Origin of the sequence: Pisciglobus halotolerans, assembly GCF_900113675.1 — a bacterium.
GTDB lineage: Bacteria > Bacillota > Bacilli > Lactobacillales > Carnobacteriaceae > Pisciglobus > Pisciglobus halotolerans.
Window position 1 is genome coordinate 1 of sequence record NZ_FOQE01000040.1, and the last position, 15,707, is coordinate 15,707.

At 34.9% G+C, this 15,707-nt stretch carries 15 protein-coding genes; all 15 read left to right on the top strand.

What is annotated here, in order from left to right; all coding sequences use genetic code 11:
* A partial coding sequence (locus BM057_RS09925) for an N-acetylmuramoyl-L-alanine amidase (RefSeq protein WP_092093419.1) occupies window positions 1–1,596 on the top strand: 1,596 nt, incomplete at its 5' end.
* A 187-nt stretch (window positions 1,597–1,783) separates the two neighbouring features.
* Window positions 1,784–2,653 (top strand): glucose-1-phosphate thymidylyltransferase RfbA, encoded by an 870-nt coding sequence (gene rfbA / locus BM057_RS09930; RefSeq protein ID WP_047390187.1) that lies wholly within the window; start codon window positions 1,784–1,786, stop codon window positions 2,651–2,653.
* A gap of 16 nt (window positions 2,654–2,669) precedes the next feature.
* On the top strand, window positions 2,670–3,236 hold the full coding sequence (gene rfbC / locus BM057_RS09935) for a dTDP-4-dehydrorhamnose 3,5-epimerase (RefSeq protein ID WP_047390186.1): 567 nt from the start codon (window positions 2,670–2,672) through the stop codon (window positions 3,234–3,236).
* A gap of 1 nt (window position 3,237) precedes the next feature.
* A complete protein-coding gene (rfbB, locus tag BM057_RS09940) occupies window positions 3,238–4,224 on the top strand; it encodes a dTDP-glucose 4,6-dehydratase (protein ID WP_092093422.1) in 987 nt (328 codons plus the stop codon).
* A 64-nt stretch (window positions 4,225–4,288) separates the two neighbouring features.
* Entirely contained in the window at window positions 4,289–5,137 is an 849-nt protein-coding gene (rfbD, locus tag BM057_RS09945) for a dTDP-4-dehydrorhamnose reductase (protein ID WP_047390184.1), read from the top strand.
* Between the two features lie 79 nt (window positions 5,138–5,216).
* Window positions 5,217–6,143: a glycoside hydrolase family 73 protein gene (locus tag BM057_RS09950; protein WP_092093424.1), complete on the top strand. Its 927-nt coding sequence runs from the start codon at window positions 5,217–5,219 to the stop codon at window positions 6,141–6,143.
* Window positions 6,103–6,546 carry a glycosyltransferase gene (locus tag BM057_RS09955; protein ID WP_245741930.1) on the top strand — a complete coding sequence of 148 codons (444 nt, stop codon included), beginning with the start codon at window positions 6,103–6,105 and terminating at the stop codon, window positions 6,544–6,546. The genes BM057_RS09950 and BM057_RS09955 overlap by 41 nt, the downstream gene beginning before the upstream one ends.
* Before the next feature lie 234 nt (window positions 6,547–6,780).
* Entirely contained in the window at window positions 6,781–7,947 is a 1,167-nt protein-coding gene (locus BM057_RS09960; protein WP_047390182.1) for a nucleotide sugar dehydrogenase, read from the top strand.
* 104 nt (window positions 7,948–8,051) lie between these two features.
* Window positions 8,052–9,191, top strand: a complete 1,140-nt coding sequence (wecB, locus tag BM057_RS09965) for a non-hydrolyzing UDP-N-acetylglucosamine 2-epimerase (RefSeq protein WP_092093429.1) — start codon at window positions 8,052–8,054, stop codon at window positions 9,189–9,191.
* Between the two features lie 77 nt (window positions 9,192–9,268).
* Window positions 9,269–10,282: a UDP-glucose 4-epimerase GalE gene (gene galE / locus BM057_RS09970; protein WP_092093432.1), complete on the top strand. Its 1,014-nt coding sequence runs from the start codon at window positions 9,269–9,271 to the stop codon at window positions 10,280–10,282.
* 188 nt (window positions 10,283–10,470) lie between these two features.
* Window positions 10,471–11,439 carry an LCP family glycopolymer transferase gene (locus BM057_RS09975; protein WP_092093434.1) on the top strand — a complete coding sequence of 323 codons (969 nt, stop codon included), beginning with the start codon at window positions 10,471–10,473 and terminating at the stop codon, window positions 11,437–11,439.
* A gap of 232 nt (window positions 11,440–11,671) precedes the next feature.
* A complete protein-coding gene (locus BM057_RS09980; protein WP_092093437.1) occupies window positions 11,672–12,838 on the top strand; it encodes a nucleotide sugar dehydrogenase in 1,167 nt (388 codons plus the stop codon).
* Window positions 12,839–12,906: 68 nt separating this feature from the next.
* On the top strand, window positions 12,907–13,653 hold the full coding sequence (locus BM057_RS09985; protein ID WP_092093439.1) for a YveK family protein: 747 nt from the start codon (window positions 12,907–12,909) through the stop codon (window positions 13,651–13,653).
* Between the two features lie 9 nt (window positions 13,654–13,662).
* Window positions 13,663–14,376, top strand: coding sequence for a CpsD/CapB family tyrosine-protein kinase (locus tag BM057_RS09990; protein ID WP_092093442.1), 714 nt, complete (start codon window positions 13,663–13,665; stop codon window positions 14,374–14,376).
* Between the two features lie 62 nt (window positions 14,377–14,438).
* Window positions 14,439–15,419 (top strand): nucleoside-diphosphate sugar epimerase/dehydratase, encoded by a 981-nt coding sequence (locus BM057_RS09995; RefSeq protein ID WP_092093445.1) that lies wholly within the window; start codon window positions 14,439–14,441, stop codon window positions 15,417–15,419.
* Window positions 15,420–15,707: the final 288 nt, after the last annotated feature.

The following is a 15,707-nucleotide window of genomic DNA, read 5'->3' on the forward strand; positions in this document are numbered from 1 at the left end:
GGAACGTCTGGTCTAGCTAAACGACTAGAAGCTATTCAAATTGTTTTAGTGAAAAAAGGCGAAAAAGCACCTGGTTCAACGGAAAGACCTTATATAGAGTTAGAGAAACCACCTGTTGAAAAGCCTTTTGTTTCTTATTCTACCCACGTTCAAAGCCTTGGTTGGCAAAAAGCTGTTAACAATGGAGCAACAGCCGGTGTGACAGGAAAACGGATAGAAGGCATGAAAGTCTCTATACAAAATGTTCCAGATTTAAGCATTCAATATTCTGCTTCTGTTCAGCATATTGGCTGGATGGATTGGAAAAATGATGGCCAACTGACCGGAACAGTAGGACAAGGCAGACAAATGGAAGCCATAAAAGTAAAACTTTCTGGAAGAAACGCAAAATACTACGATGTTTTATACCGTGTCTACTCTAAGCAGTTTGGTTGGCTAGGTTGGGCAATAAATGGTGAAACAGCTGGTACAGAAGGATATGCCTTACCAGCAGAAAAAGTCGAAATAAAAGTAGTTAAAAAGGGAGAAGCGGTTATTGATCCTTCCCATGCTTCTTCACGTATATTTACTGAACCTTCTGTAGCCTATTCTACTCATGTACAAAGTAAAGGCTGGCTTTCTGATGTAAAGAATGGAGCTTTAAGCGGCACAACTGGTGAGAAAAAAAGAATAGAAGCGATGAAAGTTTCACTACAAAATGCGCCATTTGATGGAGATATCTCTTATCGTTCTTACTTGCAATCAAGTGGATGGCAAAATTTTGTTACGAATAACGCCTTAAGCGGTACAACGGGAAAACAAAAAAGATTAGAAGCAGTTGAAATGAAATTGACTGGCGACATGGAGAAGTTTTATGATATTTATTATCGTGTTCATGTGGAAAGTTACGGTTGGCTAGGTTGGGCTAAAAATGGCATGTCATCTGGTTCGACTGATTTAGGTAAAAGAGTTGAAGCCATTGAGATAAAATTAGTTAAAAAAGGAGAAGGCGAATCCGTAACAGAAAGTGAAGCTTTTAAACAGCCAATTTTTGTTTATGTTGATCCAGGACATGGAGGAATCGATTCGGGAACAACTTATGGCGGTGTCTACGAAAAAAATTTAAATTTGCAAGTAGCGCTAGAAGTTAAAAAAATGCTAGAATCTGAAAAGTATAAAGTTGCTATCTCAAGAACGGGCGATACTTTTCCCTCATTGTCGAATCGTAAAAATCAAGCTAATAAGTTAGGTACAGATATCTTTGTGAGCATTCACCATAACTCTAATAATGGTCTTTCAAAAGGAATTGAAACTTTTTACTATAATCAAAAAGGGAATACGAATAATGTTATGGCAAATAATCCTCAAAGAATTAAGTCCAGTAAGGCATTAGCTACTTATATACAAGATGAATTAATTAAGTCTACTAAAGCTGTGGACAGAAAAGTGAAAACAGCGAATTTCCATGTTGTTCGTGAAACAAAAATGCCGGCTGTCCTTACAGAACTGGGATTTGTCGATAATGCATCGGATCGTTTACAACTGATATCACCAGCTTATCAACGAAAATTAGCAAGAGCTGTGGTAGATGGGATTGACGATTACTTTGGAAAGTAAACTTATTTTGACTGCTCATTAAATGCAATACTCAAGAAATAAAATGAGAAAAGTCCTTATCGAGATAAAATCTTGATTAGGGCTTTTTTTAGTATAAGAAAGAAAAATAGTCTCTCGAGATATAGAACAATCTGTAGTATGATATAATAGATCGAGTAACTAGAAGAAAGGTAAAAGGAGTTTTAAAATGAAGGGAATTATATTAGCAGGCGGAAGTGGAACGCGTCTTTATCCACTGACAAAAGCTGTTTCAAAACAATTGATGCCTATTTACGATAAGCCAATGATTTATTATCCGATGTCCATTTTAATGTTGGCGGGAATCAAAGATATTTTGATTATTTCTACACCAACGGATACGCCACGTTTTGAGCAACTGTTTGGAGACGGCCAAAATTTAGGATTGAATTTGTCCTATAAAGTGCAAGAAAGTCCAGATGGATTGGCGCAAGCTTTTATCATCGGTGAAGACTTTATTGGTGATGATTCCGTTTGCTTGATTTTGGGAGATAACATTTACTACGGTGGTGGGCTATCCAAAATGTTGCAACGTGCTGCACAAAAAGATAAAGGTGCCACGGTATTCGGTTATCATGTTCATGATCCAGAACGTTTTGGTGTAGTTGAGTTTGATCAACAAATGAAAGCTTTATCAATAGAAGAAAAACCAGAACATCCAAAAAGCAATTATGCTGTAACAGGTCTCTACTTTTATGATAATAAGGTAGTGGAAATTGCTAAAAACATTCAGCCTTCAGAACGTGGAGAGTTAGAAATTACGGACGTAAATAAAGCTTACTTAGAAGCTGAAGAACTTGAAGTTGAAGTGATGGGGCGCGGTTATGCTTGGTTAGATACTGGAACGCATGAATCATTGCTAGAAGCAGGAACTTTTATTGAAACAATTGAAAAACGTCAAAACTTGAAAGTTGCTTGTTTAGAAGAGATTGCTTACCGAATGGGTTATATTACAAGAGAGCAACTCATTAAATTGGCACAGCCTTTGAAGAAAAATGGCTATGGTCAATATATGTTACGAATTGCTGAAGCAGAGTAAAAAAGGAGTTTTCAACGTGAAAGTACTAGAAACAGCTTTACAAGATGTGAAGATCATTGAAGTAGACGTATTTGGTGATCATCGAGGTTTCTTCATGGAAAGTTACACTGAAGAGAAATTTAAAGAAGCAGGCATTGATATAGATTTTATTCAAGACAATCATTCTTTATCTGTTGAACCGGGTGTATTAAGAGGGATGCATTTTCAGACGCCAGATAAAGCACAAACAAAGTTGATTCGAGCTACTACTGGCGTAATTTATGACGTGTTGGTGGATATTAGAAAAGGATCTCCAACATATGGGAAATGGGAAGGCTACTTATTGAGTGAGTACAACCATCGACAATTATTAGTACCAAAAGGCTTTGCTCATGGTTTTGTAACGCTGACTCCGAATTGTAACGTTCAATACAAAGTAGACGAATATTATTCCAAAGAACATGACGGTGGGATTGCATTTAATGATCCAGATATTGGTATTCAATGGCCTATGCCGATGGATAAATTGGTTTTATCAGAAAAAGATAAAAACCATCCTACATTAGCAAATTTTGATAATCCATTCGTATGGGAGGAAAAATAAAATGAATCTTTTGGTCACTGGCGGAGCTGGATTTATTGGTAGTAACTTTGTGCATTACATTTTGGAAAATCATCCAGAAGATACGGTTGTCAACCTTGACTTACTGACCTATGCTGGGAACATTCATAATTTAGATGATATTCAAGACAACCCACATCATATTTTTGTGCAAGGAAATATCACGAATAAAGAATTGGTGCGTCATTTAGTACAAGAACACAATATCACTCACTTTGTAAATTTTGCGGCAGAATCTCATGTAGACCGTAGCATTTTAAATCCTGAAATATTTGTTGAAACAAATATTCAAGGAACATTATCTTTATTGAATGTTGCACGTGAAATGGGAATTAAGAAGTATTTACAAGTTTCTACAGATGAAGTCTATGGTTCTCTAGGAGCAGAAGGATACTTTACTGAAGAAACTCCTTTGTCTCCTAATAGTCCATATTCTGCCAGCAAAGCAGGGGCTGATTTGTTAGTACGGGCTTACTATGAAACGTATGATATGGACGTTAATATCACGCGTTGTTCTAATAATTACGGTCCTTATCATTTTCCAGAAAAATTGATACCTTTAATGATTACAAATGCTATGGATGGAAAATCTTTACCTATTTACGGAGATGGAAAAAATGTTCGAGATTGGCTCCATGTTCAAGACCATTGCCAAGCTATTGACTTAGTCTTACGTAAGGGACGAAAAGGAGAAGTATACAATGTAGGTGGTCATAATGAGCGGACGAATAACGAAATCGTCAACCTTATCGTAGAAAAATTAGGTGTCTCAAAAGATTTAATTACTTACGTTGATGATCGATTAGGACACGATAAACGTTACGCTATTGATCCAACAAAACTAGAAAAAGAGCTAGGATGGGAACCAAAATACACTTTTGATACGGGAATTGTAGAAACAATTGAATGGTATCAACAACATGAGGAATGGTGGCGGCCTTTAAAAGAGCGCGCAAAGCTTAACAATTAAACTAAACGAACGACAAGAATTTATCTTTTTATTCTTGTCGTTTCATTTTGGAGGATGAAATAACATGGTAGCAATGGTGACAGGAGCTAATGGCCAACTAGGACAAGAGTTGTGCCGATTACTAGATGAAAAGAATATAGATTATATAGCAGCAAAAAGAGAAGAATTAGATATAACCAATAATGAAGCAGTAGATATATATGTAGACCGAAAACGTCCAGATGTCATTTATCACTGTGCTGCTTACACTGCTGTTGACCTGGCAGAAGATGAAGGAAAAGAACAAAACTGGTTGGTTAATGTTGAAGGAACAAAAAATATTGCAAGAGCAGCTGAGAAAGTGGGCGCAACTTTGGTTTATATTAGCACTGATTATGTTTTCGATGGAACAAATGAAGCAGAATATACCGAAAACGATGTTCCAAATCCAAAAAATGAATATGGAAAAGCTAAGCTAGCAGGAGAACTAGCGGTTAAAAAATATTGTACACATTATTATATTATTCGTACGTCTTGGGTCTTTGGTCAATATGGTAAAAATTTTGTATATACAATGATGAACTTAGCAAAAACACATTCAACTTTAACAGTTGTTAATGATCAAATTGGACGCCCGACTTGGACTCGTACTTTAGCAGAATTTATGATTTATCTAATTGAAAAAAATCCAGTAAGCAATATCTATCAGTTAGCAAATCAAGAAAAGTGTTCATGGTATGAATTTGCACAAGAAATTTTAAAAGACAAAGATGTAGAAATAAAGCCGGTAACTTCAGCAGAATACCCACAAAAGGCTTATCGTCCAAAACATTCTGTTATGGACTTAAGTAAAGCAGAAGAATTAGGATTTAATATTATTTCTTGGAAAGAAGCTTTAAAACAATTTTTAGCAGAAGTATCAAAAAGTTCATAAAATAGAAACGTTTGGCAACCAGTAATAATGATATACTGAAAAAGAAAAAATAAAAATAAAAAAGGGGTTACATACAAAAATGTTTAAGAAGAAAAATGCAACTATTTCAGGGGTTATTCTGTTGCTGTTATCTTCTGTTTTTATGCCAACTATAGTATTAGCTGAAACGAATATTGATCCTATAGTGAAAAGCTCAGAGATTCAGGAAGAGGGTATGAGTTTAGAAAAAATAGAAGAATCCAAATTACATAATGAAGAACCTGATGAAAATATAACTGAAGAAATTTCTTCAGAAGAAGACGAAATAATAGATTCGAAAAATGATGACATAAATAAACAAGATACAAATAAACAAGATAATCAAATAGATACTCAGAAAGTAGAAGATAATTCACAATCAAATAAAAAAGAAGATCAGACAAGTGTACCAGAACAAGAAAAATCTAGTTTAGAAGATGAAGAAAAGGAAATAAATGCCGAAGAAGAAGTATTTTCTTTAGAAAAAAACCGTGAAAAAGCTATGGAAATGATGGAAGAGGACCTTCAGGCACGAAATGAAGCTGGTATGCAACGGACTAGAGCCGTACCTTACACCACTGCATTTATCAATAGTGTAGCAAACGCTGCGGTTCAAAATGGGAAAACCTATGGATTATATCCTTCTGTCATTATTGCTCAGTCTATTTTAGAATCGGGATGGGGGAAGAGCAAATTATCTGGTCCTCCTAACAATAATCTTTTCGGCATTAAAGCTGAAAAAGGTTATAAAGGACCATATGTTGCAGTATCTACAAAAGAATGGGTAAAAGATAGCCACTATGAAGCTGGCGGATATTACATAACGATAATAGCCAACTTTAGAAAATATTCTTCCTACAATGAAACATTTAAAGATCATGCAGAATTTTTAAAACACAAGCGTTATACGAATGTTTGGATTGAAAATGCTGATACCGATGGAGATTATGGAAAACCATCCTTCTATGACGTTCTATCATCATATTGAGAACTACCAGCTTTTAGAAATGATGAAAACCATTGATGTCGGTCTTCTTCCTACTTGGGCAGACACTTATGGATATTCTGTCCTAGAATTTCAAGCTAGCGGTTGTCCAGTCATTAGTACAGATATACGTGCTTTGCCGGAGATTAATGACAACACAATCGGTTGGACGATAGAGATGCCCAAAAATGAATTTAGAGAAATACAGATCAAAAGCAAGGAACAAAAAATAGAGGCACGAATTTCTTTACAAAATCAACTTAAAAATATTGTTTTAAATATATTAAAACATCCGGAACAGTTAAAAAGAAAATCTTTAGGAGCTTATGATCACGTTACAAAAAATCATTCAGTAGAAGGATATATGGAAAAGCTAGATGCGATCTATGAAGAACAATTTAGGTAAAACCAATATTTTAGTCGTTGTAAGTTTTTTCGGATGGTTGGACATTTTTAGAGTTCTTTCCGAGTAGTTGAGCATAGCTGATGATCAAGTTAGCTATTGTTTATTTAGATAGAATTAGTTTGTTTACTCAGTATTTGAAAAAACGCCAGTGAAATTATTTATCGAGAGCTATATTTAGATGGTTAGTTATGGTATTATCTTCTTGGATATTAAAAACAGAAGGAAGTGCTCTTTGTGAAAGTTACAGTTGTCGGAATGGGATATGTAGGATTGTCTAATGCGATTCTTCTTGCTCAACATAACCAAGTAAAAGCATTAGAAATAGTGGAAGAAAAAGTTACATTGATTAATCAAAAGAAATCGCCGATCGTAGATAACGAAATTGAAGATTACTTGGCGAACAAACCATTAAATCTGACGGCTACATCAATGAAAGAAGAGGCGTACAAAGAAACAGAACTTGTTGTTATTGCTGCACCAACGAATTATGACGATGAAAAAAATTACTTTGATACTACTGCGGTCGAAGATGTCATTGAAGACGTTCAAAAATATATGCCAAGTGCACCTATCATTATTAAGTCTACTGTGCCAGTAGGTTATACTAAAGACATTCAAGAGAAATATCAAAAAGAAAATATTATTTTTTCACCGGAATTTCTACGGGAAGGAAAAGCTTTGTATGACAATCTTTACCCTTCCAGAATCATTGTTGGAGCTAAAACGAAAGCTGCTCATCAGTTTGCCGAGTTAATGACTGAAGGAGCAAAAAAAGAAAATATTGATGTGCTTTTTATGAATTCAACAGAAGCAGAAGCTGTGAAGTTATTTTCTAATACTTACTTAGCTTTGCGTGTTGCTTACTTTAACGAGTTGGATACTTATGCAGAAGTGAGAGGGTTAGATACAAAATCTATTATAGACGGTGTTGGCTTAGATCCTCGTATAGGCACCCATTACAACAATCCATCATTCGGTTATGGCGGGTATTGTTTACCTAAAGATACGAAACAACTGTTGGCAAACTATGAAGATGTACCTAATAATATCGTTCAAGCTATTGTCGATGCTAATCGGACAAGAAAAGATTTCATTTCTGAACAGATCATTAAACGAAATCCAAAAACAGTTGGAATTTATCGTCTGACAATGAAAACAAATTCAGATAATTTTAGAGCTTCTTCTATTCAAGGAATCATGAAACGAATCAAAGCAAAAGGGATAGAAGTAGTGGTTTATGAACCTGTGCTAAAAGATAAAACTTTTTACCATTCAAAAGTGATTCAAGATATTGAAGAATTTAAAAATGTCTCTGATGTTATCGTTTCAAATCGTTTTACTACAGAACTTAGCGATGTAGCAGATAAAGTTTATACAAGAGACTTATTTCATGACAATTAACCGTTAGTATAGGGATAAAGGAACTGCCAACATTTCGGTAGTTCTTTTTCTTTGTCCTATGTTAAACTACTAGTGAAATATAAATTAGAATTTTAGGAGAACATATGAAAAAAATCAAAGTAATGTCAGTGTTTGGGACTCGGCCAGAGGCAATCAAGATGGGGCCAATTGTTTTGGCATTAGAAAAGCAGCCGGAACAGTTTGAATCGATCGTGACGGTTACAGCTCAGCACAGAGAGATGTTGGATCAGGTATTGAAATTTTTCAATATCCAACCTGATTATGATCTAAATGTAATGAAGCAGAGACAGTCGTTGGCAGAAATCACGGCCAGTGTATTGACGGGATTAGACGCTGTGATGAAAGAAGCAAAACCGGATATTGTCTTGGTTCATGGGGATACAACCACGACTTTTGCGGCAGGTATCTCTGCATTTTACCATCAAATAAAAGTAGGACACGTTGAAGCTGGCTTGCGTACCTGGAATAAGCAATCTCCTTTTCCAGAAGAGATGAACCGGCAAGTGACAGACGTTTTGTCTGATTTATACTTTGCACCGACACAGCAAAGCAAAGAGAATTTGTTGAAAGAGAATCATCCAGAAGAAAATATTTTTATCACTGGAAATACTGCTATTGATGCATTAAAAGAAACGGTAAAAAAAGAGTATACCCATGAAGTACTGGAAAATATTCAAGAAGGCAACAAAGTTATTTTACTGACAATGCACCGTCGAGAAAATCAAGGTGAGCCTATGAAAGAAGTTTTTCAAGCTGTTCGAAAAGTAGTGGAAGATAATCATGAAATTGAGGTTATTTATCCAGTTCATCTGAACCCTGTGGTACAAGAATTAGCTCAAGAGATACTTGGCCATCATGAGCGGATTCATTTGATCAAACCGTTAGATGTGATTGATTTCCACAACATTGCTCATCAAAGTTATTTGATTATGACCGATTCAGGCGGCGTGCAAGAAGAGGCACCTTCGCTCGGTGTACCTGTGTTAGTATTGCGTGACACAACTGAACGTCCAGAAGGTGTTGCAGCTGGAACGTTGAAACTCGTGGGAACAAATCAAGAAGCAGTGGAAGAAGCGATGATAACCTTATTATTAGATCAAGAAGCTTACCAAACCATGAGTCAAGCCAACAACCCGTATGGTGACGGACACGCAGCAGAACGAATTTTAGAAACTATCCTGTATACTTTTGGTCAAAAAAGGGAAAGACCAGTTGATTTTTAAGCAGACTATAATTGCCAAATAGATAAGAGTATTTTATGATAAAAAGGACAATATGATCTTTTAGAGGAGAATGTAAAATGGCTATTTTAGTAACAGGCGGGGCTGGGTATATTGGCAGCCACACCGTTGTTGAATTATTGAATGCTGACTATGAAGTCGTAGTGGTGGACGATTTTTCAAACAGCAAACCAGAAGTTTTAAAACGAATCAAAGAAATCACAGGGAAAGACTTTACTTTTTATAATGTCAATATTTTACATGAACATGAACTAGCAACTGTTTTTAGAGCTCATCAAATCGATGCTGTTATTCATTTTGCTGGTTACAAAGCAGTAGGAGAATCAGTGGAAAAACCACTGATGTATTACCATAATAATTTGACTGGAACTCTAGTGTTAGCTCAACTGATGCAGGAATACGATGTGAAAAAAATTGTCTTTAGTTCTTCAGCAACAGTTTATGGTATGAACAACGTATCTCCTTTGACAGAAGATTTACCATTAAGTACGACAAATCCATACGGAACAACAAAAATGATGATCGAGCAAATCTTACAAGATGTTTATGTATCTGATCCAACTTGGAGCATTGCGTTATTGCGTTACTTCAATCCAATCGGCGCACATGAAAGTGGACGAATTGGTGAAGATCCAAATGGTATTCCAAATAACTTGATGCCTTATATTACACAAGTTGCTGTAGGAAAAAGAGAAGCTTTAAATGTCTTTGGTGATGATTACGATACTCCTGATGGAACAGGTGTACGAGATTATATTCATGTGGTTGATTTAGCAAAAGGACATTTGAAAGCTGTCGAGAAAGTACTTCAAACGAAAGAAATCCAAGCATATAATTTGGGAACAGGACATGGCTATAGTGTGTTAGATGTCGTAAATGCCTTTGAAAAAGCAAGTGATCAAAATGTGCCATACAACATCATCGAAAGACGTGCAGGAGATATCGCAACTTGTTATGCAGACCCAACGAAAGCAAAAAATGAACTTGGTTGGCAAGCCGCTCTTTCAATTGAGGACATGTGTCGAGACTCATGGAACTGGCAAAAAAATAATCCAAACGGATATGAAGAATAACAATAGCTAAACCATTGCACATTGATACAAGATTCTATCAATGTGCAATGGTTTTTGAGCATTATTGTTTTTTTACAGTAGATTTAAACATCTTTTAATATTTTGTCCACTATTTTTATTAATATCATTGTGGTATTATCTATCTGGTATAGTAACAAAATTAAACTTAAATGAAAGTTGGAGTGAGTATGCCAGAAAAACGTTCAGATGTACATAATCAACATAAAAGAAAAAAAACAAGACGCGGTGGAATTGGCCGAATCATTTTAATTATTTTTTTAGTCTTACTTTTAGGAATAGGCTTTTTTGTTTGGAAAGTCTATAGTGATGTGACAGGAACGACAGATAAGATTTATAAAAATGTTGAAACTGAAGAAGTACGGAATAAACCTGTAGATATCAAACATGATGATGAACCTTTCTCGGTATTACTGCTTGGGGTAGATACAGGAGATTTAGGGAGGACTGAAAGAGGACGTTCAGATACAATGATGGTTCTCACTGTTAATCCAAATACGAATAAAACGACGATTTTGAGTATTCCACGAGATACATATACAGAAATCGTTGGTAAAGGCAAAAAAGATAAAATCAACCATGCCTATGCTTTTGGTGGAGTACAAATGTCAGTCAATACAGTTCAAAAAATGTTAGACATTCCAATTGATTACTATGTAGAAGTTAACATGCAAGGATTGAAAGATATTGTAGATGCTCTCGGAGGTGTTACTGTAACTCCTCCATTGACTTTCAAACAAGACCAATATACTTTTACAGAAGGACAATCGGTGACATTAGACGGAAATGCAGCACTTGCATATTCTCGTATGCGTCATGAAGACCCTCAAGGGGATTATGGACGTCAAGCAAGACAACGTCAAATCATCTCTGCTTCTATGAAAAAGGTAGCTTCTTTATCTTCTATCATGAACTACCAGAGTGTTTTGAAATCATTAGAAAGCAATATGACAACTAATCTAGCTTTTGGTGATATGGTTGATATCTTTAATGATTACCGAGGAGCAGCAGGGAATGTTGAACAAATTCAGATGACTGGTTCAGGAACCAAAATCGATGGGATCTACTATGATATTGTCAGTGATAAAGAAATGAACGATATTTCTAATCAACTTCGTGAACAACTAGAAATGAAATAAAATATTGAATGCGCCCATGTAAATACATGAGGCGCATTTTTTAAGTAAATTACGACGTCTCATTCTTAGAAAGTTTAAAAACGCTAAAGTAAAAGTTCACATCTTTTTACCAAAAAGAACATCTTTATTGAATAAAATCATGGATTTTGTTGTTTTACGAAGTTTGTTTTGCTATGATAATACTGTTATTTATCAATACATAAGAATTTAAAGGATAAAGGGAGCTTTATATATGAATATTACGGTGGTCGGTCTAGGCTATGTTGGTCTGTCAAATGCGATTTTATTAGCTCAACACAATCCAGTTTATGCCTTAGAAATCGTCGAAGAAAAAGTTGAAATGGTTAACAATAAACAATCTCCCATTGTTGATGCGGAAATAGAGGATTACTTAGCTAATAAAAAATTGAATTTAGTAGCTACATCTAACAAAGAAGAAGCGTATAAGGATGCTAAATTGGTTATCATAGCAGCACCTACGAATTATGATGACAAGAGAAACTATTTTGATACGTCAGCAGTTGAGAGTGTGATTGAAGATGTTTTAGAGTTTGCTCCTGAAGCTACAATGATTATCAAATCTACTATTCCAGTTGGATATACAACTGAAATGTGTGAAAGATATCCTGAAGCTAAATTGATTTTTTCTCCTGAGTTTTTACGAGAAGGAAAAGCTTTATATGATAATTTATACCCTTCAAGAATCATTGTGGGATCTCATTCTGAAATGGCACATAAGTTTGCCAACTTAATGGTTGAAGGTGCAAAAAAAGAAAATATTGACGTACTGTTTATGAAATCAACTGAAGCCGAAGCTGTTAAATTATTTTCAAACACCTATCTAGCGATGCGAGTTGCTTACTTCAATGAATTAGATACATATGCAGAAGTAAGAGGATTAGATACAAAATCAATCATTGACGGAGTAGGCTTAGATCCACGAATCGGAACTCATTATAATAATCCCTCATTTGGATATGGTGGCTATTGTTTACCAAAAGATACAAAACAGCTGCTGGCTAATTATGAAGATGTACCAAACAATATTGTTCAAGCAATTGTTGATGCGAACCGAACTCGTAAAGAATTTGTTGCAAATCAAATCATTTGTCAAAACCCTAAGACGGTCGGTATTTATCGCTTAACAATGAAAACTAATTCTGATAATTTTAGAGCATCTTCAATTCAAGGGATCATGAAACGCATCAAAGCCAAAGGGATTGAAGTAATAGTTTATGAACCTGTTCTAAAAGACGAATTGTTCTACAATTCAAGAGTAATTGAGGACTTTGAAGAATTTAAAGAGATATCAGATGTAATCGTATCGAACCGTTTTACAAAAGAATTAGAAGGCGTAAAGGATAAGGTATATACGAGAGATTTGTTTCATGATAATTAATAAAAGGATAAAAATTGTAAGCAATAAGAAATAAACAGTATTTATTTATACGATCATGGGAGGAAGTTATGGAAGAGGAAATTAGTTTAGTGGAATTGTTTGAGATATTAAAAAAAAGAGCGAGTCTGATTATTAGTCTTGGATTAGTTGGACTGATATTGGCTTCAATTTTCACTTTTTTTATTGCTACTCCACAATATAGTTCAACAACTCAGCTTCTAGTCAACAAGAGTTCAGATGATGCACAAGGTGTCCAGTTAAGTGACATAAATACAAACGTGCAAATGATTAACACATATCGAGACATTATTAAAGGACCTGTAATCTTGGAAGAAGTTTTAAAAGACAACAAATTAGATTTAACCGTTAGTGAATTGTCTGACAAAATAACGATTGAAACTCAAGATAACTCGCAAGTGTTTTCATTGAAAGTTAGCGATGAAAGCCCTTATCAAGCAGCTGAAATCGCAAATGCAACTGCTGGTATTTTCCAGGAAAAAATTGGCGATATTATGAAAATCGAAAATGTATCTATTATTTCTTCAGCTGAGCCTAGTGATAATCCCGTTTCGCCTAATAACATGTTGAATTTGATTATTGGTTTACTCGTTGGATTAATGTTAGGTGTGGGAGCAGCTTTCTTGATAGAATTTATGGATAAATCTATTAATGATGAAAAATTTATCACAGATACCTTAGGTTGGAGTAATTTAGGAACAGTTTCAGAGATGTCAGAAGACGAATTAGAAGCTAAGGTGGAGTCCTCTAAGGATATGTCGAAACAACAAGCTAGAAGAACAAGAGCTAGAGTCTAGGAGGAAAAAATGTTTAAAAAGAAATCTAGAGAATTAAGAAGTAATGGAGAACGTCCAAGTTTGATTACACTTACGAGACCTTCTTCTGTCATTGCAGAGCAGTTTAGAACCATTCGAACCAATATTAATTTTTCAATGATTGACAATGATTTAAAAACAATTTCTGTTACTTCTGCTGGTCCAGGTGCTGGAAAGTCAACTATCTCAGCAAATTTAGCAGTTACATTTGCTCAAGAGGGTAAAAAAGTGTTATTAATTGATACAGACTTGCGCAAGCCAACAGTACATAAAACATTTCATGTTCCAAATAGAGATGGACTGACAACTTTGCTAACAGATAGAGAGACAGAAATTACAGATATTGTACACCATACTGAGACTGATAACTTATATCTTATTACTAGTGGTATCATTCCTCCAAATCCGGCAGAATTATTGGGTTCAAATCGAATGACACAATTAATAGATGGACTAGAACAAATTTTTGATTTAGTTATTTTCGATTTACCTCCAATTGTAGCTGTAACAGATGCTCAAATTATTTCTAACAAAACAGATGGGACTATTTTTGTTATTAATAAAGGCGGAGCAGATAAAGAGATGGTCTTAAAAGCAAAGGAATTGCTTGAAAAAGTTAATGCTAATATTTTAGGTGCTATTTTTAATCGTGTTGAAATTGAAGAAAATCATTATTACTACACTTATTATGGAGAGGATAAATAAGAAATTTTTTTCTTATTTTCATATATTCTGTTAGAAATATAATAAGAGGAGGAAATGATTCAGTGAGTAGAAAATCGAAAGTTTTAGTTTTATTGGTATATGATGTATCAGCTATAATTTTTTCTAGTATTGTAGCTTATTTCTTTTTAAATCCTTATATTGAACTGCCTTCAGAATCTTTACTTTTAACCGTTGGAACAAATATTATAGCTTATTTAGTTTTAGCTTTTTATTTTAGATTGTTTAAAAAAATCAATCGCTACACCAGTGTACGAGAAGCTATTGCTATTTTGTTGTGTGTCACAAGTTCATACGTTTTTTCAGCCATTATTACTCTTGTTTTTACTTCTACTAGTTTTCGATTTATGGTACTAGCCTATTTGTTTTCATCGGCTTTAATAGTAGGAGGCCGCATTGTCTGGCGCATCTATAATGAACATCAATATAAATTAGCGCACCATGTTACATATGATAGTTTAATTCGTACTTTGGTTGTTGGTGCTGGACAAGGTGGAAGTTTATTTGCAAAAAGTTTGCAACGTCATGAGAGTGAAGTGAAAGTCATTGGATTTGTAGACGATGATCCAACTAAACAGCATGTTTTACTGTATGGCGTACCTGTTTTAGGAAAACTTTATGATATTCCTGAATTAGTAAAATTACATAACATTGAACAAATCACCGTTGCTATCCCATCGATGAAGCCAGAAGAATATGAACACTTTTTAGAAATTACGGCAGATTTAAACGTAACGATCAATCAAATGCCATCTTTAGAAGATGTCATGCAAGGGAAATTAGAAGTCAATCAATTTAGGGAAATTGACGTGGTAGATTTATTAGGACGTGAAGAGGTAAAGTTGGACATGCGACAAATTGCTGAAAAATTGACTGGCATGACAGTACTTGTTAGTGGTGCAGGCGGTTCTATTGGCTCAGAAATCTGCCGGCAAATAAGCCGTTTTTCTCCAGCCCATATTATTTTACTTGGTCATGGAGAAAACTCTATTTATCTAATCTCAACTTTCGCAGTTGAAAATTAGTGTCTAAACCTTGGTACCTTTGAGCTTCCTCAACTTAATTTATATGGCTTGACGTGTATTTAGATGCAGAAAAAACACCTCAGCTTTGGTATAGTTTAATTACCACAAAAAAACTAATACAGCGAGGTGCTTGTCTTTATGATAACCGATAACAATCTAAATAATCAACTGCCAAAAGCCATTTATTCTATTTTTAAAGAGCTGCATATTCTGCATTACTTGCGTAAAGCAGGTATAACAAAGGCAAAAGGTTACTCTGCCGGCTTTCTTTTCACTTTTATTTTCAAT